The sequence below is a fragment of the Amycolatopsis sp. cg13 genome (assembly GCF_041346965.1).
Classification (GTDB): domain Bacteria; phylum Actinomycetota; class Actinomycetes; order Mycobacteriales; family Pseudonocardiaceae; genus Amycolatopsis.
The window spans coordinates 4,174,446-4,199,273 of the sequence record NZ_CP166848.1; the positions used below are offsets into that span (position 1 = coordinate 4,174,446).

General features: G+C 68.5%; 27 protein-coding genes. 13 read left to right on the plus strand and 14 right to left on the minus strand.

Translation table 11 applies throughout. The features are described 5' to 3' along the window. Positions 1–24 precede the first annotated feature (24 nt). The 4 genes from AB5I40_RS18955 to AB5I40_RS18970 form a co-directional block, all read right to left on the minus strand. A complete protein-coding gene (locus AB5I40_RS18955) occupies positions 25–807 on the minus strand; it encodes a hypothetical protein (RefSeq protein ID WP_370939858.1) in 783 nt (260 codons plus the stop codon). Beyond that, complete coding sequence (locus AB5I40_RS18960; RefSeq protein WP_370939860.1) at positions 807–2,093, minus strand: type III PLP-dependent enzyme; 1,287 nt, start codon at positions 2,091–2,093, stop codon at positions 807–809. Before AB5I40_RS18960 ends, AB5I40_RS18955 begins: the two co-directional genes overlap by 1 nt. Before the next feature lie 12 nt (positions 2,094–2,105). Then, the gene (locus tag AB5I40_RS18965; RefSeq protein ID WP_370939861.1) at positions 2,106–3,020 is read right to left on the minus strand and encodes a 3-oxoacyl-[acyl-carrier-protein] synthase III C-terminal domain-containing protein; all 915 of its coding nucleotides are present in this window, start codon (positions 3,018–3,020) and stop codon (positions 2,106–2,108) included. A 73-nt stretch (positions 3,021–3,093) separates the two neighbouring features. Further along, positions 3,094–3,453 (minus strand): hypothetical protein, encoded by a 360-nt coding sequence (locus AB5I40_RS18970; protein WP_370939863.1) that lies wholly within the window; start codon positions 3,451–3,453, stop codon positions 3,094–3,096. A 45-nt stretch (positions 3,454–3,498) separates the two neighbouring features. Here AB5I40_RS18970 and AB5I40_RS18975 point away from each other — a divergent pair, with 45 nt between their 5' ends. Genes AB5I40_RS18975 through AB5I40_RS18985 form a run of 3 tightly spaced genes read left to right on the plus strand, consistent with a single transcriptional unit; the run spans position 3,499 to position 5,487 of the window. Then, positions 3,499–3,951, plus strand: a complete 453-nt coding sequence (locus AB5I40_RS18975; RefSeq protein WP_370939864.1) for a MarR family winged helix-turn-helix transcriptional regulator — start codon at positions 3,499–3,501, stop codon at positions 3,949–3,951. A 37-nt stretch (positions 3,952–3,988) separates the two neighbouring features. Beyond that, the gene (locus tag AB5I40_RS18980; RefSeq protein WP_370939865.1) at positions 3,989–4,885 is read left to right on the plus strand and encodes an NAD(P)H-binding protein; all 897 of its coding nucleotides are present in this window, start codon (positions 3,989–3,991) and stop codon (positions 4,883–4,885) included. Continuing rightward, positions 4,882–5,487 carry a type II CAAX prenyl endopeptidase Rce1 family protein gene (locus AB5I40_RS18985; RefSeq protein WP_370939866.1) on the plus strand — a complete coding sequence of 202 codons (606 nt, stop codon included), beginning with the start codon at positions 4,882–4,884 and terminating at the stop codon, positions 5,485–5,487. The genes AB5I40_RS18980 and AB5I40_RS18985 overlap by 4 nt, the downstream gene beginning before the upstream one ends. On the opposite strand, the gene AB5I40_RS18990 is transcribed toward AB5I40_RS18985, so the two are convergent. Both AB5I40_RS18990 and AB5I40_RS18995 read right to left on the minus strand, forming a co-directional pair. Continuing rightward, positions 5,457–6,638, minus strand: coding sequence for an FAD-dependent oxidoreductase (locus tag AB5I40_RS18990; RefSeq protein WP_370939867.1), 1,182 nt, complete (start codon positions 6,636–6,638; stop codon positions 5,457–5,459). The genes AB5I40_RS18985 and AB5I40_RS18990 overlap by 31 nt on opposite strands. Continuing rightward, positions 6,635–7,090 carry a nitroreductase family deazaflavin-dependent oxidoreductase gene (locus AB5I40_RS18995; protein WP_370939868.1) on the minus strand — a complete coding sequence of 152 codons (456 nt, stop codon included), beginning with the start codon at positions 7,088–7,090 and terminating at the stop codon, positions 6,635–6,637. Before AB5I40_RS18995 ends, AB5I40_RS18990 begins: the two co-directional genes overlap by 4 nt. 47 nt (positions 7,091–7,137) lie before the next feature. On the opposite strand from AB5I40_RS18995, the gene AB5I40_RS19000 reads away from it, so the two are divergent. Then, a complete protein-coding gene (locus tag AB5I40_RS19000) occupies positions 7,138–7,587 on the plus strand; it encodes a MarR family winged helix-turn-helix transcriptional regulator (RefSeq protein WP_370939869.1) in 450 nt (149 codons plus the stop codon). Here AB5I40_RS19000 and AB5I40_RS19005 read toward each other — a convergent pair. Next, entirely contained in the window at positions 7,578–8,195 is a 618-nt protein-coding gene (locus tag AB5I40_RS19005; RefSeq protein WP_370939870.1) for a VC0807 family protein, read from the minus strand. The genes AB5I40_RS19000 and AB5I40_RS19005 overlap by 10 nt on opposite strands. A gap of 223 nt (positions 8,196–8,418) precedes the next feature. Between AB5I40_RS19005 and AB5I40_RS19010 the strand changes: the two genes are divergently transcribed. The 5 genes from AB5I40_RS19010 (at position 8,419) to AB5I40_RS19030 (ending at position 13,702) form a co-directional block, all read left to right on the plus strand. Next, positions 8,419–9,027, plus strand: coding sequence for a DUF1453 domain-containing protein (locus AB5I40_RS19010; RefSeq protein WP_370939871.1), 609 nt, complete (start codon positions 8,419–8,421; stop codon positions 9,025–9,027). Then, positions 9,024–10,178 carry a sensor histidine kinase gene (locus tag AB5I40_RS19015; protein WP_370939872.1) on the plus strand — a complete coding sequence of 385 codons (1,155 nt, stop codon included), beginning with the start codon at positions 9,024–9,026 and terminating at the stop codon, positions 10,176–10,178. The genes AB5I40_RS19010 and AB5I40_RS19015 overlap by 4 nt, the downstream gene beginning before the upstream one ends. Next, the gene (locus tag AB5I40_RS19020) at positions 10,175–10,831 is read left to right on the plus strand and encodes a response regulator (RefSeq protein WP_370939873.1); all 657 of its coding nucleotides are present in this window, start codon (positions 10,175–10,177) and stop codon (positions 10,829–10,831) included. Before AB5I40_RS19015 ends, AB5I40_RS19020 begins: the two co-directional genes overlap by 4 nt. A 132-nt stretch (positions 10,832–10,963) precedes the next feature. Next, positions 10,964–11,359 (plus strand): hypothetical protein, encoded by a 396-nt coding sequence (locus tag AB5I40_RS19025; RefSeq protein WP_370939874.1) that lies wholly within the window; start codon positions 10,964–10,966, stop codon positions 11,357–11,359. A gap of 177 nt (positions 11,360–11,536) precedes the next feature. Further along, positions 11,537–13,702, plus strand: coding sequence for a BTAD domain-containing putative transcriptional regulator (locus tag AB5I40_RS19030; RefSeq protein WP_370939875.1), 2,166 nt, complete (start codon positions 11,537–11,539; stop codon positions 13,700–13,702). Here AB5I40_RS19030 and AB5I40_RS19035 read toward each other — a convergent pair. The 5 genes from AB5I40_RS19035 to AB5I40_RS19055 form a co-directional block, all read right to left on the minus strand. Continuing rightward, the gene (locus tag AB5I40_RS19035) at positions 13,656–14,222 is read right to left on the minus strand and encodes a hypothetical protein (RefSeq protein ID WP_370939876.1); all 567 of its coding nucleotides are present in this window, start codon (positions 14,220–14,222) and stop codon (positions 13,656–13,658) included. The genes AB5I40_RS19030 and AB5I40_RS19035 overlap by 47 nt on opposite strands. Continuing rightward, positions 14,219–15,832 (minus strand): substrate-binding domain-containing protein, encoded by a 1,614-nt coding sequence (locus tag AB5I40_RS19040; protein ID WP_370939877.1) that lies wholly within the window; start codon positions 15,830–15,832, stop codon positions 14,219–14,221. The genes AB5I40_RS19035 and AB5I40_RS19040 overlap by 4 nt, the downstream gene beginning before the upstream one ends. Next, a complete protein-coding gene (locus tag AB5I40_RS19045; protein WP_370939878.1) occupies positions 15,829–16,968 on the minus strand; it encodes a toxic anion resistance protein in 1,140 nt (379 codons plus the stop codon). Before AB5I40_RS19045 ends, AB5I40_RS19040 begins: the two co-directional genes overlap by 4 nt. Then, positions 16,968–18,044, minus strand: a complete 1,077-nt coding sequence (locus tag AB5I40_RS19050) for a hypothetical protein (protein ID WP_370939879.1) — start codon at positions 18,042–18,044, stop codon at positions 16,968–16,970. Before AB5I40_RS19050 ends, AB5I40_RS19045 begins: the two co-directional genes overlap by 1 nt. A gap of 133 nt (positions 18,045–18,177) precedes the next feature. Continuing rightward, complete coding sequence (locus tag AB5I40_RS19055; protein WP_370939880.1) at positions 18,178–19,215, minus strand: hypothetical protein; 1,038 nt, start codon at positions 19,213–19,215, stop codon at positions 18,178–18,180. A 62-nt stretch (positions 19,216–19,277) separates the two neighbouring features. Here AB5I40_RS19055 and AB5I40_RS19060 point away from each other — a divergent pair, with 62 nt between their 5' ends. From AB5I40_RS19060 to AB5I40_RS19075, 4 genes are read left to right on the plus strand one after another with little or no spacing between them, the layout of a single operon-like run. Further along, positions 19,278–20,291, plus strand: a complete 1,014-nt coding sequence (locus AB5I40_RS19060; protein ID WP_370939881.1) for a D-isomer specific 2-hydroxyacid dehydrogenase family protein — start codon at positions 19,278–19,280, stop codon at positions 20,289–20,291. Continuing rightward, on the plus strand, positions 20,284–21,321 hold the full coding sequence (gene vanA, locus AB5I40_RS19065) for a D-alanine--(R)-lactate ligase (protein WP_370939882.1): 1,038 nt from the start codon (positions 20,284–20,286) through the stop codon (positions 21,319–21,321). Before AB5I40_RS19060 ends, vanA begins: the two co-directional genes overlap by 8 nt. Further along, positions 21,318–21,926, plus strand: a complete 609-nt coding sequence (gene vanX / locus AB5I40_RS19070; protein WP_370939883.1) for a D-Ala-D-Ala dipeptidase VanX — start codon at positions 21,318–21,320, stop codon at positions 21,924–21,926. The genes vanA and vanX overlap by 4 nt, the downstream gene beginning before the upstream one ends. Next, positions 21,927–23,024, plus strand: coding sequence for a glycosyltransferase (locus tag AB5I40_RS19075; protein ID WP_370939884.1), 1,098 nt, complete (start codon positions 21,927–21,929; stop codon positions 23,022–23,024). Here the strand turns inward: AB5I40_RS19075 and AB5I40_RS19080 are convergent. Beyond that, positions 22,974–24,086 carry a sensor histidine kinase gene (locus AB5I40_RS19080; RefSeq protein ID WP_370939885.1) on the minus strand — a complete coding sequence of 371 codons (1,113 nt, stop codon included), beginning with the start codon at positions 24,084–24,086 and terminating at the stop codon, positions 22,974–22,976. The genes AB5I40_RS19075 and AB5I40_RS19080 overlap by 51 nt on opposite strands. Then, on the minus strand, positions 24,083–24,757 hold the full coding sequence (locus AB5I40_RS19085) for a response regulator transcription factor (RefSeq protein WP_370939886.1): 675 nt from the start codon (positions 24,755–24,757) through the stop codon (positions 24,083–24,085). The genes AB5I40_RS19080 and AB5I40_RS19085 overlap by 4 nt, the downstream gene beginning before the upstream one ends. Positions 24,758–24,828: the final 71 nt, after the last annotated feature.

The following is a 24,828-nucleotide window of genomic DNA, read 5'->3' on the forward strand; positions in this document are numbered from 1 at the left end:
TCGCCGCGGCAGTTCCGCTCCCGATTATAGGGGCGCGGACGGCTCGATTTCCCGGGCGAAGGCGCAGATTCCGAGAGCTCCGCGAATCGGGTCGTAATCGGCGAGCACCGCGGGAGGTTCGGCCCACAGCGCGGTGGCGGAACGTCCTTCGGCGATCGACTCACCGATCAGACCCGATCCGTAACGGTCTGCTGGCGCTAGCCGATCAGCCTCGGCCCGCGCGTCGGCTGGGGCAATCCCGGGCAGCACCGCGACTCGGGTGGTGCCCATTCCGGCCTCGAACAGGAGCGCGGCCGCCGCGTCCACCGGCGGGCGTACTCCGGCGTACGGCATGCCTCGTTGCTCCATGACGAGGATCAGCACGCGCTGCATCGGCCTGCGCCGCACATATCCGGCCGCCACTCGCAGAGCAAGGAAACCGGCGAGCGCGCCCTGCCCGGAAACCGAGTACGTCATCGGACCGCCCGGCAGCACCGCGGTCAGGTTGACCGGAGCGGAAAGGCGCGGGTCGAAATCGGGGCCGTCGTGCGCGACGACGACCAGGTCGATCGGCTCGCTCACCTGGCCGTCGAGCAGTTCCCGGGCCAGGGAGATGAACGTGTTGCCCTCAGCCTGAGCGACCAACTCTGAGGAGTAGCCGACGTCGTGCCCAGCGGCCAGGTCGGTGAAGTACCGCGTCATGATCGGACCGTCGAGCCGATCGGTGCCGGACTCGAATCGCCGGTACAGCACGGTTTTCAATCCCATCGGCAGCACCGCGAACGGCGAGGTGCGCGTCGCTGCCGTGGGGGCACCAGCACTGAACATCAGCCCTCCACCGCGGGAACCGGCAACCGGTGCAGGTGCTGACGGCGCAATAGGTCCTCCGGCTGGTCCCGTTCACTGATCACATAGGACTGTCCATCATGGACCAACACCTCGGCGGGATAGCCGTGGCTGAGGAACAGCACCGGCGACGCGCTCGGCCCGTAAGCACCGGAGCGTTCCACCCCGATCAGGTCGCCCGGCTGGACCGGCGGCAGCGGGATCTTCTTGCCCAGCACGTCGTTCGGCGTGCACAGCGGGCCGGTGATCTGCCAGGTTTCGGTGGCCGGTTCGTCGATCCGGTTGAGCAGCCGCATCGGGAAGTCGCGTTTGACGTAGGAGCCGATCCCGACCGCGGCCATGTGGTGGTTCGTGCCGCCGTCGGCGACCGCGAAGTTCTGTCCCAGCGAGGTTTTGACGTAACGCACGCGCACGACGTACGTGCCGCTCATCGCGGTGAGGTAGCGGCCCAGCTCCATCACGAGCCGGGTGTCCGGATGCCGTGTGGCGAACTCGTCGATCACCGGGTTGAGCCGGGAGGTCAGCAGATCGAGGTCGAGGTCGCGTTCCCCCTCGAAGTACGCCACGCCCAGTCCGCCGCCGACGTCGACCAGGTCGAGACCGAAGCCCAGCCGCGCGGACAGCTGCTCGGCCAGCGCGAAGATGCGGGTGGTGTTCTCCACCACCGATTCCTCGCTGAGAATGCGCGTGCCCATGTACACCTGGACGCCCATGATCTGCACGTTCGCGTGCCGGGAAACCAGGTCCTCGGCGGCGAACAGCTGTTCCTCGTCAATGCCGAACTGACGGGGTTTTCCGCCCATGGTCAGCCCGGATCCCTTGACCGCGAAACTCGGATTGACCCGCAACGCCACCCGCGCTTTCACCCCGCGCGCTCCAGCGAGCCGGTCGATCAACGCCAGCTCACCGAAGGATTCGCAGACGATCGCCGCGATGTCCTCGTCCAGACAGGCTTCCAGTTCCGCCTGGCTCTTGCCCGGACCAAGGAAAATGATGTCGCGCGGTTCGACGCCAGCACGGCGCGCGGTACGCAGCTCGGCGAGGCTCGACACCTCGGCGCGGGCCCCGTTGTCGTGCAGCACAGCGAGAATCGACACGTTCGGATTCGACTTCAGCGAGAAGAAAACCTCCATGCTGGCGTGCAGTTCCCGCCGCAGCCGGGACATCCGCCCGGCCAGCTCGCCGCCGTCGTAGACGAACAACGGGGTGCCGTAGCGGTCCGCCAGCTCGGTGATCCCGACGCCCTCGATCTCGAGTTCCGTACTCATCAGGTTCTGCTCCTAGTGTTCGAAGACCATCGCGGAAAACGTCGAGCCGAGGCCGACCGAAACCATCAGGTAGCGCTCGCCCGGGTTCAGCAGCCCGAGGCGAGTCGCGGTGTGGTAGTTGAGAAACGGGTCCGCGCAGAAGCAATGACCGGTGCGCGGGACGTTGCCGAGGAAGATCTTTTTGCGCGGCACCTCCATCGCTTCGGCCGCGCGGATCCACGAAACCTTGTTGACGTTGTGCGGAAGCACGAGCGCGAGGTCGCTTGCCGCGCATCCGGCGGCTTCGAGCGCGGCGCGGGTGACGTCGCCCAGCGCGTCCGGATAGATCTGCCGGAAAACCTTGTTCTGCACTTCGTTCGTGATGACCTCGCCGCCCGGCCCGCCGAGCGTCGTCGTCGCGTAGCCGAGCAGCCGATCCCGTTGCCCGCCAGGGGCGACCAGCACCGCGGCCGTCCCCTCGCCCATCACCGCGACGTCCGGGATGATCTGCGCGGCCGGCGTGAAAGCCTTCTCCCCAGCGAGAATCAGTGCCAGCGCGTCGGGGTCGCCGTCCTGTTCGAGCAGCGCTCCGGCGAGGTCGAGGGCGAGCAGCCCGGACGCGCACGCGTGATCGGTGACGGTGAAAGCCAGCGCGTTCCGGAGTCCCAGCCGCTGCCGCACTTCGGCCAGCGGATCGAGCGGAAACGGCGACGCCGCGGGCACTGTCTTGGGCCGCAGCACGTACCGGACGCGCTCCTCCACCCCGGCGAACCCGTCGAGCTTCGCGACCGCGCCGAGCAGCATCTCGGCCTCGGACTCGGGCGAGCGGCAGACCTCGGACAACCCGTAGATGCGATGCAGCCTGCGCAACTGGGCGTCGGTGAGGTCGAGTTCGCCCTGCAGCGCCGCGATCGGCACCGCGGCGGGCAGGTAACTGGACACAGACATCAGGCACGTCACCCCGACAGAGTCGCAACCGCCACTGACGCGACGCTGACGCGCGGCTTTCAGCTGGCTCCGCTCACCACAGCACGACGGCAGTGAGCACATGCACCACGCCCACCACGGAGCTGCCCGCGATCATGCCCCGTTCCCCGCGAAACACCCCGATGCCCACGTCGCCCGCCTGCGCAACCGCCGCCGCGATCAGGACCACCGCGCAGACTGGTCCAGACCAGATCAGCGGCACCACCGCGGCCGCACAGCCCAGCGGCACGCCTCTCACCGCATACATCCAGCCGTAGAACTTCTCGCCGCTCGTCGGCGCTTCACTGTGGCTCAACGCCGCCGGTCGCACTGCCGCGACCACCGCGAAAACGACGCTGACCACCGCGAGCACAGCGTTGGCCACCACCAGGACGATCATCATTACCTCACTCATCAACTATTCACAGATTGAACTGTGCACGGATGATAGAGTACCCGCGTGGCGACCAACAGTTCTTTGCCCGAGACTTCGGCGTTCCGGCTCATGGTGCTCGGCACCGACCTGGCCAACGACTTCGCCGAGCACCTCCGCGAAACCGGCCTGACGCCCAAACACCTCGGGACGCTCGCCATGGTCGAACAGGGTTTTGCCCGGAACCAGGACGACATCGCGCGACTCATGCGGGTGAGTCCAAGCCTGGTCGTCCGGCTGGCGGACCAGCTGGAGCAGCGCGATTTGATCGAGCGGCGGCGAGACCCGGAGAACCGGCGCAAGCACATCCTCACCGTCACCGAGGAAGGGAAATCCCTGCTGGCCGAGATGGGTTCGCTCGCGGCGGCCGTCGACAACGAACTGGCCGAGCGGCTCGGCCAGCGCCTCAGCGGACGGCTGGACGAGGCGCTCGCGCAGCTGATGGGCAAGCTCATGGAGGACCGGCAGCGCCCCCGGTGATCAGCGGGATCCCGCTAGTCCGGCTACCGTCGGAAGCATGCGTGCACTGGTAGCCGGAGCCTCGGGGTTCGTCGGCAGCCGATTGTGCCCGGCGCTGGAAGAAGCCGGGCACGACGTGCTCGCCATGACCCGCCGTCCGGAGAACTACCGCGGGGCGGGCGAGCCGGTCCACGGCGACGTCGCCGACATCGGTTCCCTGCGGGACGCGCTCAAGAACGTCGAAGTCGCCTACTACCTGGTGCATTCCCTGGACAGCACCGACTTCCAGCAGCGCGACGCCAACGCCGCCCGCGCGTTCGCCCGGGCCGCTGCCGAGGCGGGAGTGCGCCGGATCGTCTACCTCGGCGGTCTCGGCGACGACGGCGATTCGCTGTCGGAACATCTGGCCAGCAGGCGCGAGGTCGAACGGCTGCTGGCGGAGACCGGCGTGCCGGTGACCGTGCTGCGCGCGGGGATCGTCATCGGGCACGGCGGCACGTCGTGGGAGCTGACCCGCCAGCTCGTCGAGCATCTGCCCGCCATGATCACCCCGCGCTGGGTCAGCACGCGCACCCAGCCGATCGCGCTCGCCGACGTCGTCCGCTACCTCATCGGCGTGCTGGAGCATCCCGAGACCGAGGGCCGGACGTTCGACATCGGCGGCCCCGAAGTGCTGACCTACCGGGAGATGCTGCAGCGCGTCGCGACGATCGAGGGCAGGCCGCTGGTGATCGTGCCGGTCCCGCTGCTCTCGCCGCGGCTGTCGTCCTACTGGCTCGCGCTGGTCACCGACATCGACGCGACGACCGGGCGCGCTCTGATCGACTCGATGGGCAACGAGGTCGTCGTCCGCGACGACGCGATCCGCCGGATCGTCGAGTTCGAGCCGATGAGCTACAACGACGCCGTGCTGCAAGCGCTCGGCGAACGCGCGCGACAACGGCGGGCCAGGTGAAGGCGTTCCTGAAGGCGGTGACCGCGGCAGGGTCCGGGCTGCTGGGCGCGTCGCTGGCGAGCAAACCCGGGTCGCGGCGGTTCCACGTGCTGACCGCGTCGGTCGCGGCGACCTGGTTCGCCGGCGCGCGGGCCGCGGGACCTGTGTCACGGGGCCATCCGGACGTCGTGCAACCGGTACTGGCAGGCGCGGGCGCGTTCGGAGCGTTCTACTGTTGCGCACTGGTCGCTCGCCGGATTCCGTTGCTGCGCCGGGCAATCACCGGCGTGCTCAGCCACGCCCACCACGGTTCGACGCCGACCGTGGTGACGACCGCGCTCGCAACCGGTGCCGCTGAAGAGGTTTTCTTCCGCGGCGCGCTTTACGACGCGTTCGGCCCGCGAGCATCGACAGCGATGTACGTCCTGTCGACGACGGCGACACGGAATCCCGCGTTGGTGCTGGCGTCAGCGACCATGGGGACGCTCCTTACGCTGCAACGCCGTCGGAGCGGCGGCGTGCAGGCACCGTTGCTGACGCACCTGACCTGGTCCACCCTGATGATCGGCTTCCTGCCTCGGCTTTTCCCGCCTCAGTCCAGCTCGGGCGGAGTGGGTCCGTAGGCATTGGCGCGGGCAGCGCGAGCGCGGGCACCGGGAATGCCCGTGAGCAACCGCAGCAACCGATAAGGCGGAGCGGCCGGACGACCACGCTCCCGCGCGCGAGCGGCGCGTTGTTCCAGCCGGACTTGCTGTGCCTGCACCTGCCGGATCGCGGGCTCACGCTCGGCCTGAATCCGCGCGAGCGCAGCATCGGACCGATCCCGCACGAGGTGCTTGGCCGCGGTGACTGCGTCCTGGACCGCCATGAGGATTCCGTTGCCCCCGACCGGCGAAATGACGTGCGCGGCGTCCCCGATGAGCAGCAGCCCCGGACGCCACCAGCGCTCCACCCGCGAGATGTCGACCGACAGCAGGGTCGTCTGGCCGAAATCGGTCAGCAGCTCGGCGCGGTCGGCCAGCCACGGCACATGCTCGGCGAGGAACGTCCGGATCGGGCCGACGCCGCGCTCGCGGGCCTCGGCGTATCCGCCTTTGGGCAGGCTGTATCCCACCTGCCAGCCGTTCGTCCCGGCGAGCAGGCCGACGTAGTGGTCCCGCCCGAAGAAGAGGTCGACGTCGGCGTCCGGCGGGTCCTCGGGACGGTGCGGCAGCCGGAACCACAGCAGGTCGGTGGTGGCCCCGAGGGAGCGGGCCGGAGCGTCAGCCAGTCGGCGGATCCGGGAAAACCGGCCGTCCGCACCGACCACCAACTCCGCGGGCAAGTCGTGGGTTCCGGCGTCGTCGCGGTATCGGACGCCGGTGACGCGGCCGTCGCGGATCAGTGCGACGACCTTGGCTCCGGTGCGCACTGTCGCGCGGGGCAGAGCGGCGGTTTCGGCGGCGAGGAAGTCGAGGAATCGCGCCTGCGGCATCAGCGCGACGTAGTTGTACGGCGAGGCGAGCTTGCCATAGTCCGCGGTGGTGATCGATCCGGCCGGGGTGTGGAAGCGGAAGAACCGTGCTTTGTGGTGCGGCAGGGCGAGCAGCCGGTCGGCCAGGCCGAGGCGGTCGAGGAGTTCGAGGGTGTAGGGATGCAGCGAATCGCCGCGGAAGTCGCGGTCGAAGTCGCGGTGCGCTTCCAGCAGCGTGACGGGAATTCCGGCCCGGCCGAGCAGATAGGCGAGCATCATCCCGCCCGGCCCGCCGCCTACGACGACCACGGGGTCCGTCACGCGGTGCCCGTTTCGAGGCGGAACACCGCGAGCGAGTCCAGGTGCGCGGTGATCTCGTCCGCCGACGCACCGGGACCGACCGGGAACGCGGCGAGCGCCCACGGAGCCTGTACCGCGGTCAGATAAGCCGAGATCACCGACACCGCCTCGTCGCCGTTCACCGGTTGCGCGCGCACGCTTTCGCTGTGGCCGCCAGCTCGGACGCGACAAGCCGGAGCCGCGGCGAGATTGCGCACCCAATCGCGGTTCGCGTCCGGCGACACGAGGTAGCGGCCGCCGCCGAGACGGAGCACTCCGAGCGGCGTCTGCCGGGTTCGGCCGCTGCGGCGTCCGGTCGTCTCGAGCACGCGCAACTCGTAGCCCCCGTCGGGCACCGGCCGCGGATCGGCGGCGAGCAGCTTCCGCACCATCTCGGCGTTGACCTCGGCGAATTCGCTAGATTTTCTAGCCATGTCGCCCAGCGTACCGCTTACCTAGAACTTCTAGCTACCATTCCGCCGTGGCGGACGAACGAGCGGCGCGGGACGTCTCCCTGGCAGTGCGGCGGCTGCTGCAAGCGGGCCGGGGCATGCAGGCGGCTTTGGCGCGCCGGCTGTCGCTGCGGGTCACCGACGTGCAGGCCATCGACCAGGTGGTTTCCAGCCCCGAGCCGATCGGGCCGGGCGAACTGGGCAACCGGCTCGGCATCACCTCGGCATCAGCGACGGTGCTGGTCGACCGCCTCGCCGCCGCCGGGCATCTGGCCCGCGCCGCCGATCCGGCCGACCGGCGGCGCGTCCACCTCCAGGCCACCGACCATGCCCGCGAGGACGTCCGCGCCGCGCTGACCCCGCTGCTCACCGAGATCGAGACCATCACCAACCGGCTCGACCCCGAGCACGTTCCCGTCGTCCTGTCATTCCTCGACGACGTCGCAGCCGCGATGCGCGCCTACGACCATCAACTCTGAACCGACTGCTCGAACCGCCGCTTCATCACCACAGTCCAACCGATCAACCCCGCGAACGCGATGATCAGCAGCGCCTGCGAGAGAGCAGCCGCAGTGTCGAACGGCAGCGCGTAGACGCCCACGATGCGCAGCACGGAATCGGCGGTCAGCCCAACGCCCCACACCAGTGAGATCTGGTACCAGCGCCGCCGCAGGGTCTCGTCCTGTGCGGTGGCGTCGAATTCACGCTGCCGAGCACCGCCCGCCGAATGCGCGAGGCGCCGCGCCGCGTAGTAGGCGAGAGGGCGACCGAGCACGCAGCTGCCGAGCAATGCCGCTCCAGCGCAGAAAGTGGTCACCGATTCCTTCGCCAGCAGGAAGCGCGGATCACCGGTCAGGAAGCTCAGTGCTAGGCCCAGGCCGAAAAGCAGCATGAGGAACGACGAGAACAGGTCGATCCGGCGCTGCGCCACCGCGACCCAGACGGTCCGCAATCCGGCGACGATCGTGCCGGCCAGCAGCGACACGTACGCACTCGCGCCGAGCAGGTTGGCCGCGTAGTAGACGACGACGGACAAACCGACGTCCAGGAACATCGTGGTGATCATCGTGCGGGTGGACTTGGTCATGCCGGGCTCCCCGTTTTCGGCTTGATTGCTGGGATTCGCCAGGAAACGCTACGGTCGCCGCCGCCGGCCGTCTTGCGGCTGCGGGGGTATCCCGGGTGGAGAAACACCGGCTCGGGTGGAGGGATTTCTCCACCCGGAGATACGCCGCGCACCGCACGACTCCGGGGCCGTTCCGCCGTAGTTTTTTCGGCATCGGAACGGATGCGAAAGGCAGGAACAACCCATGAGCGGACCCGTGGAGATCGTCCTGATCGTGGCGGCGATCGGCTATCTGATGGTGCGGCGGCTGATCGGCGAACCCGCGCAGGCCAAGCAGATGCTCATCCTGCCCGCGGTGCTGTCCGTCGTCGGTCTCAGCACTGTGTCCGGCGAGGTGAAGACCCCCGCCTCGATGATTTTCCTCGTCGGGACCGCGGCGATCAGCGTCGCCCTCGGCGTCCTGCGCGGGATGAGCGTCCGGATTTCCCGGCGCGACGGCACCGCCTTCGTCCGCTACACCGCGGTCACCGTCGCGCTGTGGGTGGCGAACATCGTGGTCAAGATCGGCGTGAACGTCGCGCTCGACGCGTTTGCCCCGCAGGACGCGGGCGGCGTGTCCAACAGCATGATGCTCACCATCGGCGTCGGCATCCTCGCCGAAGGGCTGGTCGTGCTCTACCGCGCCCTGCGCGCCGGGCACCAGGTGGTCTGGACCCAGGGCCGCGACGGCGCACCGGCGCAGACCTCGCCGCTGCTGGACAACATCCAGCGCAACCTCAACGGCCGTCCGGCGGAGTGGAACACTCAGTCCGCCCACGACGCCGCCCCGACGAGGAGGAACCTGGTCCCATGAGCACGCCGGACCAGCGGTCGCTGTCGCTTCTCGGGCAGTACCGGGACGAGCTGATCCAGCCCGTCCTCGTCCTCACCGCCATCGCTTGCACCGCAGTCCAGTGGCCGGACGCGCAGATCGCGTACCGGCCATTGGCCTTGCCGCTGTTCGTGCTCGCCTCGGTCTCCGGGATCGTGTCGCTGCTGCCCTGGACCCGGCTGGCCGAGAGCCGGCAGATCGCCGTGATGAGCGTCTACATGCTGTTCGGCGCGCTGCTCCTGCCGCTGACGCACGGCACGTTCGCGGCGATGTTCCCGTTCGTCGCCGCGTCCGCCTCGGGGGTCAAGCTCGCGTCCCGCCGGGCCGCGGTGACCATCGCGGTCGCTGGCACGGCAGTCGCGGCCGCCGCGACCTGGACGGTCGGACAGCTGTTGCCGGGCTTCCCGGTGTGGCCGGTGTGGGTGACGCTGACCGTGGGTCTGCCGGTCGCTGTCGGCATCTCGCACCATGACCGTCTCGACGCCGTCCGCAACGCGCAGCTCGCTGCCGACGCCGCCCAGCGCGCCCGCGAGTCCGAGGCTCGCGAGGCCGCGCTTGTCGAACGAGGCCGGATCGCGCGCGAGATTCACGACGTGCTCGGTCATTCGCTCTCCGGCATCGCGCTGCAATTGGACCTGGCCGATGCGCTGCGCGACAGCGGCCGCGACGACGAGGCAGCCGCCGCCGTACGCAAGGCGCGCGCCATCGCCGTCGACTCGATCAACGAAACCCGCCGCGCGGTGCACGCGCTGCGGGAAGATACCTTGCCGCTGTCTGAGACGTTGTGCCAACTCGCCGAACACGCGTCGGCGGAGTTCGCCATCGACGGCGAAGCCGGGGCGGTCGGCCCGGAGACCACGCACACGATGGTCCGGGCGGCGCAGGAGGCGATGACCAACGCGGCCAAGTACGCGCCGGGCGCGACCCGCAGCCTGCGGCTGGCCTTCACCGCCGATCATGTCAGGCTGACCGTGCACAACGGGCCCGCGACCGAACCGCTGCGCGCCGAACTGGCCGGCGGATCCGGAGTCGGGCTCGTCGGAATGCGCGAACGGGCCGCCCTGCTCGGCGGCTCCCTGCGAGCAGGCCCGGCCGGCGACGGCTGGACCGTGGAACTGGAGCTGCCTCGATGACCGACCGCCCGATCAGCCTCGTCGTCGTCGACGACCAGGCGACCGTCCGCGAGGCGCTCGCGGTCATGCTCGACCTCGCCGAAGACGTCACCGTGGTGGCGACCGCGACCAACGGGGCCGAAGCCGTCGAGGCGGCGCAGCAGCACCGTCCGGACGTGGTGCTGATGGACCTCAACATGCCGGTGCTGGACGGCGTCGGCGCGACCGGGCGCATCCGCGAAACCCAGCCGGGCACCACGGTTCTCGTGCTCACGACGTTCGACGACGACGAATCGATCCTGGCCGCGCTGCAGGCGGGCGCGAGCGGCTACCTGACCAAGGAAGCCGACCGCACCACGATCCTGCACGCCGTGCGCACCGCCGCACAGGGCCAGACCGTGCTCTCGCCCGAGGTGCAGCGGCGGCTGCTCGCGCTGGCCGCCAAACCGGCCCGGCCCGCGGAACCGGATCTCGCGCTGACCGCGCGCGAACGGGAAATCCTCGGCCTGATCGGCGACGGCCTGCGCAATCCGGAAATCGCCGCCGCATTGGTCATCAGCGAGGCCACCGTGAAAACTCACATCAACAACCTTTTCGCCAAAGCCGGTTTCCACTCGCGCGCCGACGCGGTCCGCTACGCGCTCAACTATCAGCACGGCCGGCGCCAGCAATAACTCAATCCGCGCAAGGGTTCTTCGCGGTTTCCGCGATGACGCATCGATGCCGCATCCGCGACGCCCCGACCGGACAGCATGGGTCGCGAGGCGCACCACCGAGGTGCGCCCAGGCGCGAAGGAATATTCGTTATGGTTCGATTCACCGGCCCTGGCTCTCTTTCCGAAAGGGCCGCCAAGCCGTTTATCGCCATCGCATTGGCTGTCGTCGCGTTGTTCGCGGGCGCGAGCGTCGCCACGGCGGCCCCGGCCGCGCCACCGCGGACCGGAACCCTCAGCTCAGCGGGCTCTCACACGGCGGACCACGCCGTACCGCCGGTATTCACCTGCAACTATTACTCCCGGGCCCCGTTCCACGACGTCGCGATCAGCTGCGCGGTCCAGTCGGGCGTGATGCGGGTTTACCTCGTCTGCTCGAACAATGCCCAGGTCTACGGCCCCGTCATGTACGCGGGCAACATCTACCGTTTCGTTCTTTCCTGCCCGGGTGTACCGGTGCGAACGATTAACTGGGAATCCTTGGGTTAGCCCGGAAACGTCCGGGGGCGGCCATCCGGCGGGCCGCCCCCGGACGAGTTCCCGGTCCGCTTGGCCGAAAATGCTCGCCCGTAGCGCCGCAGATCCGCCGTCGCCATTGCAAGACCCGGGCAACGGCGGCTAGACACAACAGGTCTTGGTCCGGCGACCGGCTCACGGGTGATCACGATGACGGTACGATTCCGTCTGCTCGGCCCTGTTGGCGTGACAGTGGACGACCGCGCGATCGCACTCGGCCATCAGCAATTGCGCTGCATGGCGGCGGTGTTGCTGATCGAGGCCAACCAGACGGTCTCGATGGACGAACTCATCGACCGGGTCTGGCCCGAAGGCGCGCTCCCCCGGCAGCCGCGCCGAGCGGTGCAGCACAACATTCCGTTGCTGCGCAAGGTGCTCGCTCCGATTCCGGAAGTCGCGCTCACCCGCAACGGCTGCGGTTACCGGCTTTCCGTCGAACCGGACGCGATCGACCTGCACCGTTTCCACGCGCTGCTGGAACAAGCTCGCACCGACTCCCGTGCTGACCAGATCGCCGCGACCGCACTGGAACAAGCACTGTCCTTGTGGCAAGGCAAGCCTTTCTCCGATCTCGCCGCCGCAGCCGACATCCCGTGGCTGTGTTCGCTGCGCGCCGCGCTGACCGCGCACCAGCGGACCGCGCGCCTCGATCTGACCGACATCCGGCTGCGCCAAGGCAAACACGCCGAACTGCTCGCCGAACTGGCCGCCGGCACCGCGAGCCATCCGTTCGACGAACGCCTCGCCGGGCAGTACCTGCTGGCCCTCTACCGCAGCCGCCGCCAAGCCGAGGCGCTGCAGCATTACCATCGCCTGCAACGTGTTCTGGCCGACGAACTCGGCACCGATCCCAGCCGTCCGCTCCGGCAATTGCACGAGCAGATCCTCGCCGCCGACCCCGCACTGGCCGCGCCCGCGCCGGAACAGCCGACCCGGCCCTCGGTCCCCCGGCAACTGCCGTGTCCGCCCCGGCGGTTCGCCGGCCGCAGCGGCGAACTCGTCCAACTGGACCGGCACATGGACCTGGCGGGCACGGTCGCGATCGGCGGCACCGGCGGAATCGGCAAAACCTGGCTGGCGCTGCACTGGGCGCACCAGCGGCTCAGCCGGTTCCCGGACGGGCAACTGCACGTCGACCTGCACGGTTTCGATCCCACCGGGCAGCCCGTGGCCGCCGCGGAGGCAGTGCGCGGCTTCCTGGACGCGCTCGGCGTCGTCCCCTCCGCGGTCCCCGTCGACCTGGAAGCGCAAATCGGGCTCTACCGCAGCCTGCTCTCCGGGAAACGGATGCTGCTCGTGCTGGACAACGCCCGCGACATCGACCAGGTCACGCCCCTGCTGCCGGGCACTCCCACCTGCACCGTCCTGATCACCAGCCGCCGCCATCTGGTCGGCCTCGCCGCGCTGTACGGCGTCCACCTGCTCAACCTGGACGTCCTGCCCGACTCCGACGCCCGCGAACTCCTCGCCGGGCATCTCGGCCCGGAGCGGTTGGCCGCCGAACCGGACACGGTCGCCGACCTGCTCGCGATGTGCGCCGGACTGCCGCTGGCAGTGCGGATCGTGGCCGCCCGCGCCCAGCACCACCCGACGTTCCCGCTGGCAGTCCTTGCCGAGGAACTGCGCGACGCCTCCGCCCGCTTGGACGGCCTGAACGCCGGTGGCCTGCGCGTGAATCTGCGGGCGGTGCTGTCCTGGTCGGTCCGCGCGCTGAGTCCGCAAGCGACGCGACTCTTCGGTTTGCTGGGCATCGCTCCCGGCCCGGACATCAGCCTGGCCGCCGCCGAAGCGTTGGTGGCGCTTCCCGCTGCCCAACTGCGAACGGTCCTGCGCGAATTGGAGATCGCTTCCCTGGTGCAGCAACACGTTCCGGGCCGGTATCGGATGCATGACCTGATCCGTCTCTACGCCAGCGAGACCGCCCAGCACGCCCTCACCGAAGACGCGCGCGACGCGGCTTTGCGGCGGATCCTGTACTTCTACACGCACACCGCCCACGCCGCCGACCGGCTGCTGAACCCGCGCCAGGACTCGGTCCCGCTCGATCCGCCCGCACCGGACGTCGCGCTCCATCCGCTGCCCGACGCGCTGGCGGCTTTGGCCTGGTGCAACACCGAACACGCCTGCCTGCTCGCCGCCCAGCACACCGCGACCACGCTCGAACGCAACCCCGCCGGCTGGCAACTGGCCTGGGCGCTGGAGACCTTCCACGTCCGACTGTCCCGGCTCTACGACCGCCTCGCCCGATGGCAAGCCCCACCGGACCTCGCTACGGCTCCTCGCCCAGGTAGCGCGTCTGGTCCTTCTGCCGGTTGACCTCCGCCGCGTAGTACTCCCCCGCCAACTGATGCGCCCGCCGCTCGATCAACCCCAACTGGGTCACCAACTCCTGCCCCGCCTCACCCCGATGCGCGGCGAACCATCGCGGCAAGTTGAGATACGTCTGCACCGACAACGGCAGATCCGTCCGCGCCAGCAACAACACCCGATGCTGCAGATCCGGGTTCCCCGCCAGCCGTCGAGGATCCGCGAGCAGATCCGACAGCATCTCCGCCACCCGCCGCACCGCGTCCATAGTGGACTCCGGAAGCCGACCGGAAGCCGTCCGCAGCAAAGTGTCCAGCGACGAACGGACCTCAGCCGCCTCCACCGACGGCTCCACGACCAGCCGCACCTTCTCCGGCGGGCCAAGCAGCGCGCCCGCGGCATACAACACGACCAGGACCACGAACATCAGCCACAACGGACCGATCACGCCGAGCACGTACAGCAGCAGCCCGGCCAGCGCGCCGACGCAGCCGAAGAGGTTCTTGGTGGAGCCGAACCAGCGTCTCATTGGTATCCGCGAATCTCCTGGAACACGCTGGACAGCTGCACGTTCCTGGCGTCGAAGACCTTGCCGCCGGTCAGTGCGGCGACCTGGCCGAGTTCGTCGCCGCTGCCCTCGCCGAACAGGACCGTGAACACCGGGATCTGCCGCATCGTCGGCGGCAGCGAGCCGAACGCCGCCTTGAACGCGGCGAGGTCGGAGCCGTTCTCGTTCTGGCCGTCGGTCATCAGCACGATCGAGTTGAACCGGTCCGGATCCTTCGCGACGAGCGGCTCCAGCACCTGGTACCCGTGCTGCAGGGTGTCGTAGATGGCGGTGCCGCCGTTAGCCGTCAGGCCGCCGACGTAGTCCTTGATCTTCGCCAGTTCGGGCTGCGGATACTGCTCGGGCACGGTGAACGTCGTCGGCATCCCCGGCTGGGTGTTGAACGGCAGCATCGTGACCTCTTCGCGGCTGCGGAACTGCCGGTATCGGCCGACCAGCGAACTGTCCGCGCCAGTGAGCCCGGACAACGCCGAACGCAGTGCCTCGATCCGGCCGTCTCGCATCGACCCCGACGTGTCCAGCAGGTACAACGTCCGCGACGGGCGGCGGATTTTGCTGAAGTAGGCGGAAAGCAAAGCATCGACGGCCTGCTGCGTCGCCGGGAAAGGCAGCTCCACCAAGTCGTGCGAAGCGAACTGCTGCCCGAGCTGAACGCCGGGGACGGCTGGTCGGCGCTGCGTAGTGGTCATGATCCGGCGCTGCACATCGGGCGTGCGCAGGTAGTCCGAAAGCTTCTGATGCGCCGTGCGCGCGGCGTCGCTCGCGCCATTGAGCAGGGTGAGCGGGTAATCGGCGGTGACGACGCCGTCCGTCGGGTAGATGAGCGTCAACGGCTGCGACAGCTTGCCCGAGGCGTTCAACGACAGCAGGACGGACTCGTAGTTGACCAGCCCGTCGACCTTCTGCCCCGGGTCCTGCCCGGTCGCGCGCTTCTGGAAGGCATCGGACAGCCAGCCCGAAGAGCCCGCCGACATCTGCTGTGCGCTGAAGAACTGCGTGAGCTGCGGCGTGACCGTCTCGATCTGCTTCGCGTCGATCGCCGCGCCCGCACCGGCGAGCGCCGAAGCGACCCCGACGAGCGCGGAGAATCCGGAGTTCGACGCCGACGGGTCGGTCATCCCGTAGCTGAACTCCTTCTTCCCGGCCGCCACCGCGATGTCGCCCCAGGTCGGCGCCTTCTTGTCCCAGCCAAGCCGCTGCGCGACCGGTGCCGAGAGCCCGAGCACCACCGGCGAACGCATGATCTTCGACTGGTTGCCGAGCCGCTTGCTCGCGTCGGGAATGCCTGCCGGGTAACGGTTCGAGGAGAACCACACCGCGTCGTACTTCCTGTCGACGCTGCCCTTCGCGAGCGCCTCCGCGCCCTCCAGCGTGCCGGTGAAAGTGAACTTGACTTGCACCCCGGTCGCCTTCGCCGCCTCGTCGAGGACCGGCTGCAGGTCGGCCAGCTCGCTGCCCGCGAATACCCGCAACGTGCCCGCCGCGGGCTGACCCGGATCGGTCGGTTCCGCCGCCGAACAACCGGCCATCAGCAGCGCGGCGGCCAGCGCCAGTACGCCGAGTCTTCTCACAGCTCCCCCTCGTGCGACCGGCGCAGCCGATCCTCCGCGCGCCGCAACTCCCCGGACAGAGATTCCACAGTGGACGCCATTCGCGACACAGCTTCGGCCTTGAACCCATCGATCGCGTCGAACGCCGAGTAGATCCGGTCGAACGACTCGCGCAGGGTGTCGACCGCGATCGCCGGGTCGCTCGAGGCCTTGCGGATTTCCTCGCTCTGCGACTGCAACAGCTCCGCGTTCGCCCGCAGCAGGCCGTTCGTGGTCGCCTGCAGCGCGTTGACCTCGTCGAGCACGTCACGCTGGTTGGCCAACGCCGCGCTCACCAGCATCGCGACGCGCAGCGCGGAAACCGTCGTGGTCGCCGCCCGCTCCACACCGCGGATCAGCTCATCGTTGGTGCGCCGCACCAAATCAAGCGCGAGATACCCCTGTGCGCTCACGGCCAGCTGCGTCAGCACGTCCTGATGCCGCTGGCGGATCGGATACAACAGATCGGCGCGCAAAGCGTTGGCGTGCGCGGGATCCGTCAGGTCGAAGACGCCCGCCTGCCGATCAATCGCCCCGTCGACGGCTTCAGCGAACGCAGCGGCCTCGGCCAGTTTGCCAAGGGTCGCCCAGAGCCGCTCGCGTTCGCCCTTGATCGCCGCGTTGTCGCGCCGCAGCACGTCCTGCCGCACGCGCAACTCGCGGACCAGCGCGTTCACCGGCTCATTCGCCGCCCGATACCGATCGAGCGCCCGCTTCGCGCTGGCTGCGGCCGGGAAGATCCCGAGCAGTTTGCGCCCAGTGATCGGCAGCTTCGCCGGATCGAGTTCCGCGACCGTACGGCGCAACTCGGTCAGGCTCATCGTCACTTCCTGCTGCGGCGAACGAGCAGCGTCGAGCGCCTTCGTCGACCGGTCGAGCATCGTGCCCGCGACCGTCGCCGCCGTGCGCATGTCCGCCTCGCCGACCGCGAGTATCTCGTCAAGCAACGCGGTGAACTCGGGTGATTTGACGTCGAGCGCTTCGAGCCGCGCGGCGAATTCGTCGGCCCGCTGGGAAATCTCGGCCCGGGTGTCGTCGCCGAGCGCGATGAGCCCGGCAGCGCGTTCCACGGGCACCGCCGCCACCGGTTCCGGCGGGGTGAGGGTGAATTCGTCCATCAGTACTGCTTCTGAATCGCGTCGAGCATGCGTTCCAAGGTCTCGAAGCTCGGCGGCTCGACGGCGTCGACGAGTTCGCCGGGCACCTTGGCCTGCGCGGCGACCTCGCGGAACACCTGCGGATTCGTCGTGCGGAACCCGAAAGCGGCGGCGAGCTTGCCGAGTTCCGGATCCGTCGACAGCGCCTGGCCGACCTTGTTTCCGTTGGCGGAGAACGGAACGAGGGTATGCTTGGAATACACCGTCGGCGCCGTGTACAGCATCCGCATGTCCGGACGAATCGAGCCGTCGTTGCGCAGCACGCGGTCGACGTACTGCGATTCGTAGATCAACGCGAGCGGCGTCTTGCCCATGCCCGCCGACAGGTAATCCTCGAACGGCCCCTCAGTGCTGTTCTGCGTATATCCCTGGTCCAGGAACAACTTCGCGACCTGCGGCAGGACCTTCGTCTCCTGGTCCGGACTGGAGACGACGTTGTTCCCGTTGGCCACGAACGAAACGATCGACAGATACATCGCCGCGGAGTTGGACTCGCGCGGGTCGGTAGTGGTCACGAGGACGTTCTTGCGCACCGGGTAGGCCGTGTTGTTCGGCAGCTGATCCCAGCGGGTGCCCGCGAGCTGCAGGTACTTCGCGATGTCGAGCACCTGGTATTCGCCCGCGCCCTTGTGCACCACGCCGTTGCCGCTCAGCAGCTGCACGATGGGCTCGAACGTCGCGACCGCCATCGGCGACTGGAACGGCGTATAGACCGTCGTGACTTTCTTGTCGCGCTGGATCTTCTGCGCCGCTGGCGACGACGAGGGAAACGCGAACTCGTACTTCCCGAGGTCCACGCTCGTCGCGATCTGCCGCGATCCCGCGGTGTCGACCTCGACCTTCAGCCCCTGTTTGGCGAACGCGTCCACTACGCGCTGATCAGTGAAGAAGGCCTGCTTCTCCGACCCGATCACCCCGCGCACAACGGTAATCCCGCCGCCAGCCGCGGAGTCGTCGCCGGACCGCCCCCAGACGAGCACCCCCGCCACGGCGAGCACCAAAACCACAGCCAGCCCGATCGACAACCGGCGCTTCACGAACCCTCCCCCACGTCACCTCGAATCCTTCAGCTTTTGACGCACGGCACGGGGATTTCGGCGTGAACGGTCGATGAACAACCGGGGTCGTTGGTGGCGCGGTGGCGGGATCCTTCTGGTGGCAGGGATTTTCTTACGCCGGGAGGTCGTCGAGGCTGATCCGGTACCAGCCGTCCTGGGTCACGACATGCAGATCCGCTCCCCGCCCGAAGACGCGAGCCTGCCGCGGCACCTCGTGCCCGTCGGGCAGGACGAGCCGGTACTCGCCGGTGATCCGGAACTGGCCGTCGTCCAGGACCCCGGTCACCAGCCGATCCCGCAACGGCTCGTGACCACTGCACAACGCGACCCTGGAACCCTGCGCCGCCAAGGCATAGGCATAGGAGCCGCGGATCTCGTTGCGCCACCCGGTCACGCCGCCGTCGCGGATTCGGACGACGGCGAAGTCGGTGTAGCCGCACGCCCAGGCAGTGTCGCCGTCGACGTTGAGCGCGTAACAGTCCAGGATGTGCCCCCAGGCCACCCCAGCGGAGTTGGGATAGTGCCATTCCTCAGCCAAGTCGGCCGAGAACCGCACCAGCCCGCTCCGGCCGATCGGCGGCGCAGCGCCGTCCTCGCCCCAGCCGTTCGAGCCGAGAACGCCTTCATCGAAGTAGCCGACCCAGGTCTCGCCGCTCCGTGTGGTCTGCACGTGTTGGATGCCGTCGCCGAAGGTCTGCTCGGCCACCACTTCGCCGTCAGCGTCGTAGACGATCGCGTTGCGGTCCGGGCTTTCCGGCCGCCACGCGCACCGCGGACCGACCACCAGCACGCGACCGTCCGGCAGCGGCTGCGCCTGCGGATACGCGAGCCGAAGATCAGGAATCCGCGCGGCGACCGCCATCTCCGGCACGTGCACGGTCACCCGTACCGGCGTCGGCCGCGATTCCGGCGCGCGCGGAAACCTCACCGGTTGGCTCTCCGGGCCCGACCACAACGCCATCAACTCGCCGAACGGCCCGATCGACTCCGAAATCCGCACGTCCCCCTGCTGCGGCGGCACGATTCGCGCATGATGCCAGACAGGAACGGTCGGCAGCGCCAAGACGGTCGCCCGGCGTTCCGCGTTCCTCCGCTCCCACTCCCGCACCGAGATATCCGACCACGCCGACGCCCGCTCGCTCCACCGCATATCGTCCGCGTATCGGAAACCGCATACGTGCTGGCAACATCGTCCTGCCTTGACTGGCACGCATGACCTACCGCGAACCGGCACGCGCCGCGGGGCTTCGGGCGCTGGTTCCGGCGGCCGGCATCACGATCTACGGGTGCGGGCCCGACGAAGCCGCCTTGGTTCGGGAGGCGGTGTCTCGTTTGGGGGTGACACCGGCTGTCACCTCGGCGGCGTTGTCCGAAGCCAACGTCGGGCTCGCCGCCGGGAATCGGTGCGTCAGTGTCAGTCACAAAACGCGCATCACCAACGCTGCTCTGCGCGCGCTCGGCGAGGTCGGCGTCAAGTATCTCTCCACGCGGAGCATCGGGTGCAATCATCTCGACGTCGCGTACGCCGAGAAGATCGGGATCACCGTCGAAAACGTCGCCTACTCGCCCGACAGCGTCGCCGATTACACGCTCATGTTGATGCTGATGGCGATCCGCAACGCGAAATCTCTCATTCGCCGGGCGGACGCACACGATTACCGGTTAAGCGATCTTCCGGGAAAAGAACTGCGCGACCTCACCGTCGGCGTCATCGGAACCGGACGGATCGGCGCGGCGGTCATCGACCGGTTGTGGGGATTCGGCGGCCAGAAGCTGGCCTACGACCTTCGTCCGCGGACGTCGGCGGATTACGTTCCCCTCGACGATTTGCTGCGGCAGAGCGACATCATCACCCTCCACACCCCGCTCGCGCCCGAGACCCGCCATCTGCTGAACCGGCAGCGGATCGCGCAGCTGAAGCCAGGGGCGATCGTCGTCAACACCGGCCGCGGCGGGCTGATCGACACCGACGCTCTCCTGTCCGCGTTGGAAAACGGCAAGTTGGGCGGCGCAGCATTGGACGTCATCGAAGGCGAGGAAGGGATGTTCTACGCCGATTGCCGCCGGAAACCGATCGAGAACACGAATCTGGCGCGGCTGCAGAAACTGCCGAACGTGCTGATCAGCCCGCACACCGCGTACTACACCGACCACGCGTTGCGCGACGCGGTGGAAAACAGTCTCCTCAACTGCCTGAATTTCGAAAGCTGGACGAACCATGACTAAGCTCAAGGTCGGCGTCATCTTCGGGGGAATCTCCGAGGAACACCCCGTCTCGGTCAAATCCGCGCGCGAGGTCGAGAAGAACCTCGACCTGGAAAAGTACGAACCGTACTGGATCGGGATCGCCAAGGACGGCTCCTGGAAGCTGTGCGACGGCCCCGGCGAAGCGTGGGAGGACGGCGGACGCCCGGCGATGCTCTCGCCGGACCGCAGCGTCCACGGGCTGCTCGTCGGGAACCAGGGGAAATACGAACCGGTCCGGCTGGACGTGGTGCTCCCGGTGCTGCACGGCAAGCTCGGCGAAGACGGCGCGATGCAGGGCCTCCTGGAGCTGTCCGGAATCCCGTACGCGGGCTGCGACGTGCAGAGTTCCGCGCTGTGCATGGACAAATCCCTCGCGTACCTGGTCGTCGACAGCGCGGGCATCGCCACGCCGAACTTCTGGGCCGGTACCGCGGACGAGAAAGTCGACGCCAGCAAGTTCGCCTACCCCGTCTTCGTGAAACCGGCCCGGTCCGGCTCCTCGTTCGGCGTCACCAAGGTTTCCCGCGAAGAGGACTTGCCGGGCGCGATCACTGAAGCGGCACAGTTCGATTCCAAGGTGCTGATCGAGGAAGCGGTCGAAGGCAGCGAGGTGGGCTGCGCGGTTCTGGGCAACGGCGCAGAACTGACGGTCGGCGAACCAGACCAGATCCGGCTGTCGCACGGCTTCTTCAAGATCCACCAGGAAGACAACCCCGAAAGCGGCTCCGAGAACTCGACCATCCTCGTCCCCGCGGACATCTCCGGCCAGGCGCGCGCCCGTGTGCAGGCGACCGCCCAGACCATCTACCGCGCGCTGGGCTGCCAGGGCCTCGCCCGGGTCGACCTGTTCCTGCTCGAAGACGGCACCGCCATGCTGAATGAGGTCAACACTTTCCCCGGCCTGACCTCCTACAGCCGGTACCCGCGGATGATCGCGGCGGCCGGGGTGTCGTTCCCCGAACTGCTCGACCGGATAGTGTCGCTCGCGTTGGCCGGGACCTCCCGATGAAGCACGGTTTCGCCTTCCTGGACGAGGCCGCGCCCGGGATCCGCTGGGACGCCAAGTACGCCACCTGGGACAACTTCACCGGCAAACCCGTCGACGGCTACCTGGCGAACCGGATCGTCGGCACCCACGCTTTGTGCACCGCGCTTCAAAGCGCCCAGGACAAAGCCGCGACCCTGGGTTTCGGCCTGCTGATCTGGGACGGCTACCGGCCGCAGCGCGCCGTGGACTGCTTCCTGCGCTGGGCGAAACAGCCCGAAGACGGCCGCAAGAAACACCAGCACTACCCGAACCTCAACCGGTCGCAAATGTTCGAAAACGGCTACGTGGCAACCAAATCCGGCCACACCCGAGGCAGCACAGTGGACTTGACGCTGTACCGCCTGGACACCGGCGAGCTTCTCCCCATGGGCGGCGGCTTCGACCTGATGGACGCCGTCTCGCACCACGGCGCGCCCAGTATCACCGCAGCAGAGGCGGCAAATCGCCAGCACCTCCGATCCATTATGGACGATTGCGGTTTCGCCGCCTACGAATCCGAGTGGTGGCACTACACGCTGAAGGACGAGCCCTATCCAGACACGTACTTCGATTTCCTTGTCGCGTAGATGGACGCCAAAACACCACGCGTGGTCGTCGCCGGAGGCCATTCCGCCGGACACATCGAACCCGCGATGAACTTCGCCGACGCACTGCGCCGGCTGGCCCCCGCCGCCGAGGTCACCGCGCTCGGCACCATCCGCGGCCTCGACACCACGCTCATCCCGGCCCGCGGCTACCCGCTCGAACTCATCCCACCGGCACCCTTGCCCCGCAAGGTAACCCGAGCCCTCCTGCAGACGCCGTCCCGGTTGCGCGATTCGATCCGCGCCGCCGGGACGGTCCTCGACCAGGTCCAGGCAGACGTCGTCGTGGGCTTCGGCGGCTATGTCGCCGCTCCGGCCTACCTCGCCGCCCGCCAGCGCCGCCTGCCCATCGTCATCCACGAGGCGAACGTCCGCCCCGGCGCGGCCAATCGCCTCGCCGCCCGGATGACAACGCACGTGTACACCGCTTCCCAGGAAGTCCGGCTGAAGCACAGCACCGCGATCGGCATCCCGCTGCGTCCAGCGATCACCGGACTCGACCGCCCCGCAACCCGCGAAGCAGCCCGACAGAAGTTCGGCCTCCGCCCCGACGGTCCAGTGCTGCTGGTCACCGGCGGCTCGCAAGGCGCCACCGCGATCAACGCCGCCGTCTCCAGCGCAGCTGAATCGCTAAAAGCAGCCGGGATCCAAGTCCTGCACATCACCGGACCACGGCACACCGTCGAAGCGGGCGACCCGTCGTATGTAGTCCTGCCGTATGTCGACGAAATGCACTACGCCTACGCCGCGGCCGACTTCGCGATCTGCCGCTCAGGCGCGATGACCTGCGCCGAACTGGCCGCAGTCGGGCTACCGGCCGCGTTCGTCCCGCTCCCGGACCGAGGCGGCGAGCAACGTCTGAACGCCGGACCGGTCGTGGCTGCAGGTGGCGCGCTGCTCGTGAATGACGCCGACCTCAACCCGTCCTGGATCGAGGCCACCCTTATCCCGATCCTCGCCGACCCAGCCCGAATCGCGACGATGTCCGCCCGCGCCTCCGCGACCGGAGCGCCCAACGCCGACACCGTCCTAGCCCGGCACGTCCTGACGATCGCCGAACGACATCGCCCCACCCGGTAGCCGCACTGTCACCCGAAGCCCGCCAGCAGCACCCGGCGCAAGCGAAAGAGTCCCGTCATGCGCCTGCGCGATGCTCTTCACGATCGCCAGCCCAAGACCGACCCCAGCATGGTCATGACGGATCCGTTCGGTGCCGCGCTGGAACGGCTCGGTGAACGTCCAGATCTTCTCCGGGCTGACTTCCTCCCCGGTGTTTTCCACGATGAGCGTGCCCGCCGTCGCGGAGGAACTGGCGCGAAGCTGCACGGTCCCGCCTTCCGGCAGGTTGTGGACGATCGCGTTGTGCAGCAGATTCGTCGTCAACTGCAGCAGCAGCGCACGCGACCCGCGAACGGCAGTGATGTCTCCGGAAGTCTCGATCACGACCCCGTGCTTCTCAGCCAGCGGCAGCAGCGTCTCGGCGGCCTCTTCGGCCAGAAGCGACAGATCGACCGGTTCCCGGGTGAACGACCGCTGATCCGCGCGACTGAGCAAAAGCAAGGCTTCGGTGAGCTCGATCGCCCGGGCATTCACGACGCGGAGGCGCTCGTGAAGCTCGCCGGCGTCGCGGCCCGGGTCGTTGCGGGCGACTTCGAGGAGGCTCTGCGTGATCGCCAGCGGGGTGCGCAGCTCATGGGAGGCGTTGGCGGCGAATCTCCGCTGTTCGGCGACGTGCGCGTCGAGGCGGGCGAGCATGGCGTCGAAGCTGTCGGCGAGTTCGCGGAACTCGTCGTCGCGGCCTTCCAGTTCGATCCGGTGCGCGAGCGACCCGGTCGAGGCGCGCCGGGTCGCGGCGGTGATCCGGGTCAGCGGGGCGAGCATCCGCCCGGCCAGCACCCAGCCGCCCAGCAGGCCGAACACCAGCAGGAGCAGCATCACGATCGCCGCGTCGGGCGCGAAGTCCTTGATCAGGTCGCGGCCGGACGGGGCCATCACCACCGGCATCACTTCCAGCGCCCGGTCCTGGTAGTTCAGCAGGAACAGGGCCACCGCGCCGAGCAGCAGCGTCCCGGCCAGCATGAGGAATCCGGCGTAGCTGAGGGTCAGTTTGAGCCGGACGCTCATCCCCGGCTCGCGGATCATCCGCGCGCCGATCCGTCGTCGATCCGGTAGCCGACGCCGGGGACGGTCGCGACCAGCCACGGTTCGCCGAGCCGTTTGCGCAGCGCCGAGACCGTGATGCGGACCGCGTTGGTGAACGGGTCCGCGTTCTCGTCCCAGGCCCGTTCGAGGAGTTCTTCGGCGCTGACCACCCCGCCCTCGGCCGCGACGAGCACCTCGAGCACGGCGAACTGCTTCCGGGTCAGCGCGACGTACCGGCCGTCCCGGTAGACCTCGCGGCGGAACGGGTCCAGCTTCAGCCCGGCGATCTCCCGCACCGGCGGCCGGTTGTGCGCGCGCCTGCGGTCGAGCGCGCGCAGCCGGAGCACGAGTTCCCGCAGCTCGAACGGTTTGGTGAGGTAGTCGTCGGCGCCGAGTTCGAAGCCGGAGACCTTGTCGTCGAGCCGGTCGGCGGCGGTGAGCATCAGGATCGGCATGCCGCTGCCGGACGCGACGACGCGCTTCGCGATCTCGTCGCCGGACGGTCCGGGAATGTCCCGGTCGAGCACCGCCATGTCGTACGCGTTGACGCTCAGCATTTCCAGCGCGGTGTCGCCGTCCCCGGCGAGGTCGGCCGCGATCGCTTCCAGGCGCAGCCCGCCCCGGATGGCCTCGGCCAGGTACGGCTCGTCCTCGACGATCAGCACACGCATGCCATCGATGCTACGAGCAGACGCGTATCGCTGGCATATCCGAAACCGCGTACGCGCTGGCAACACCGGTT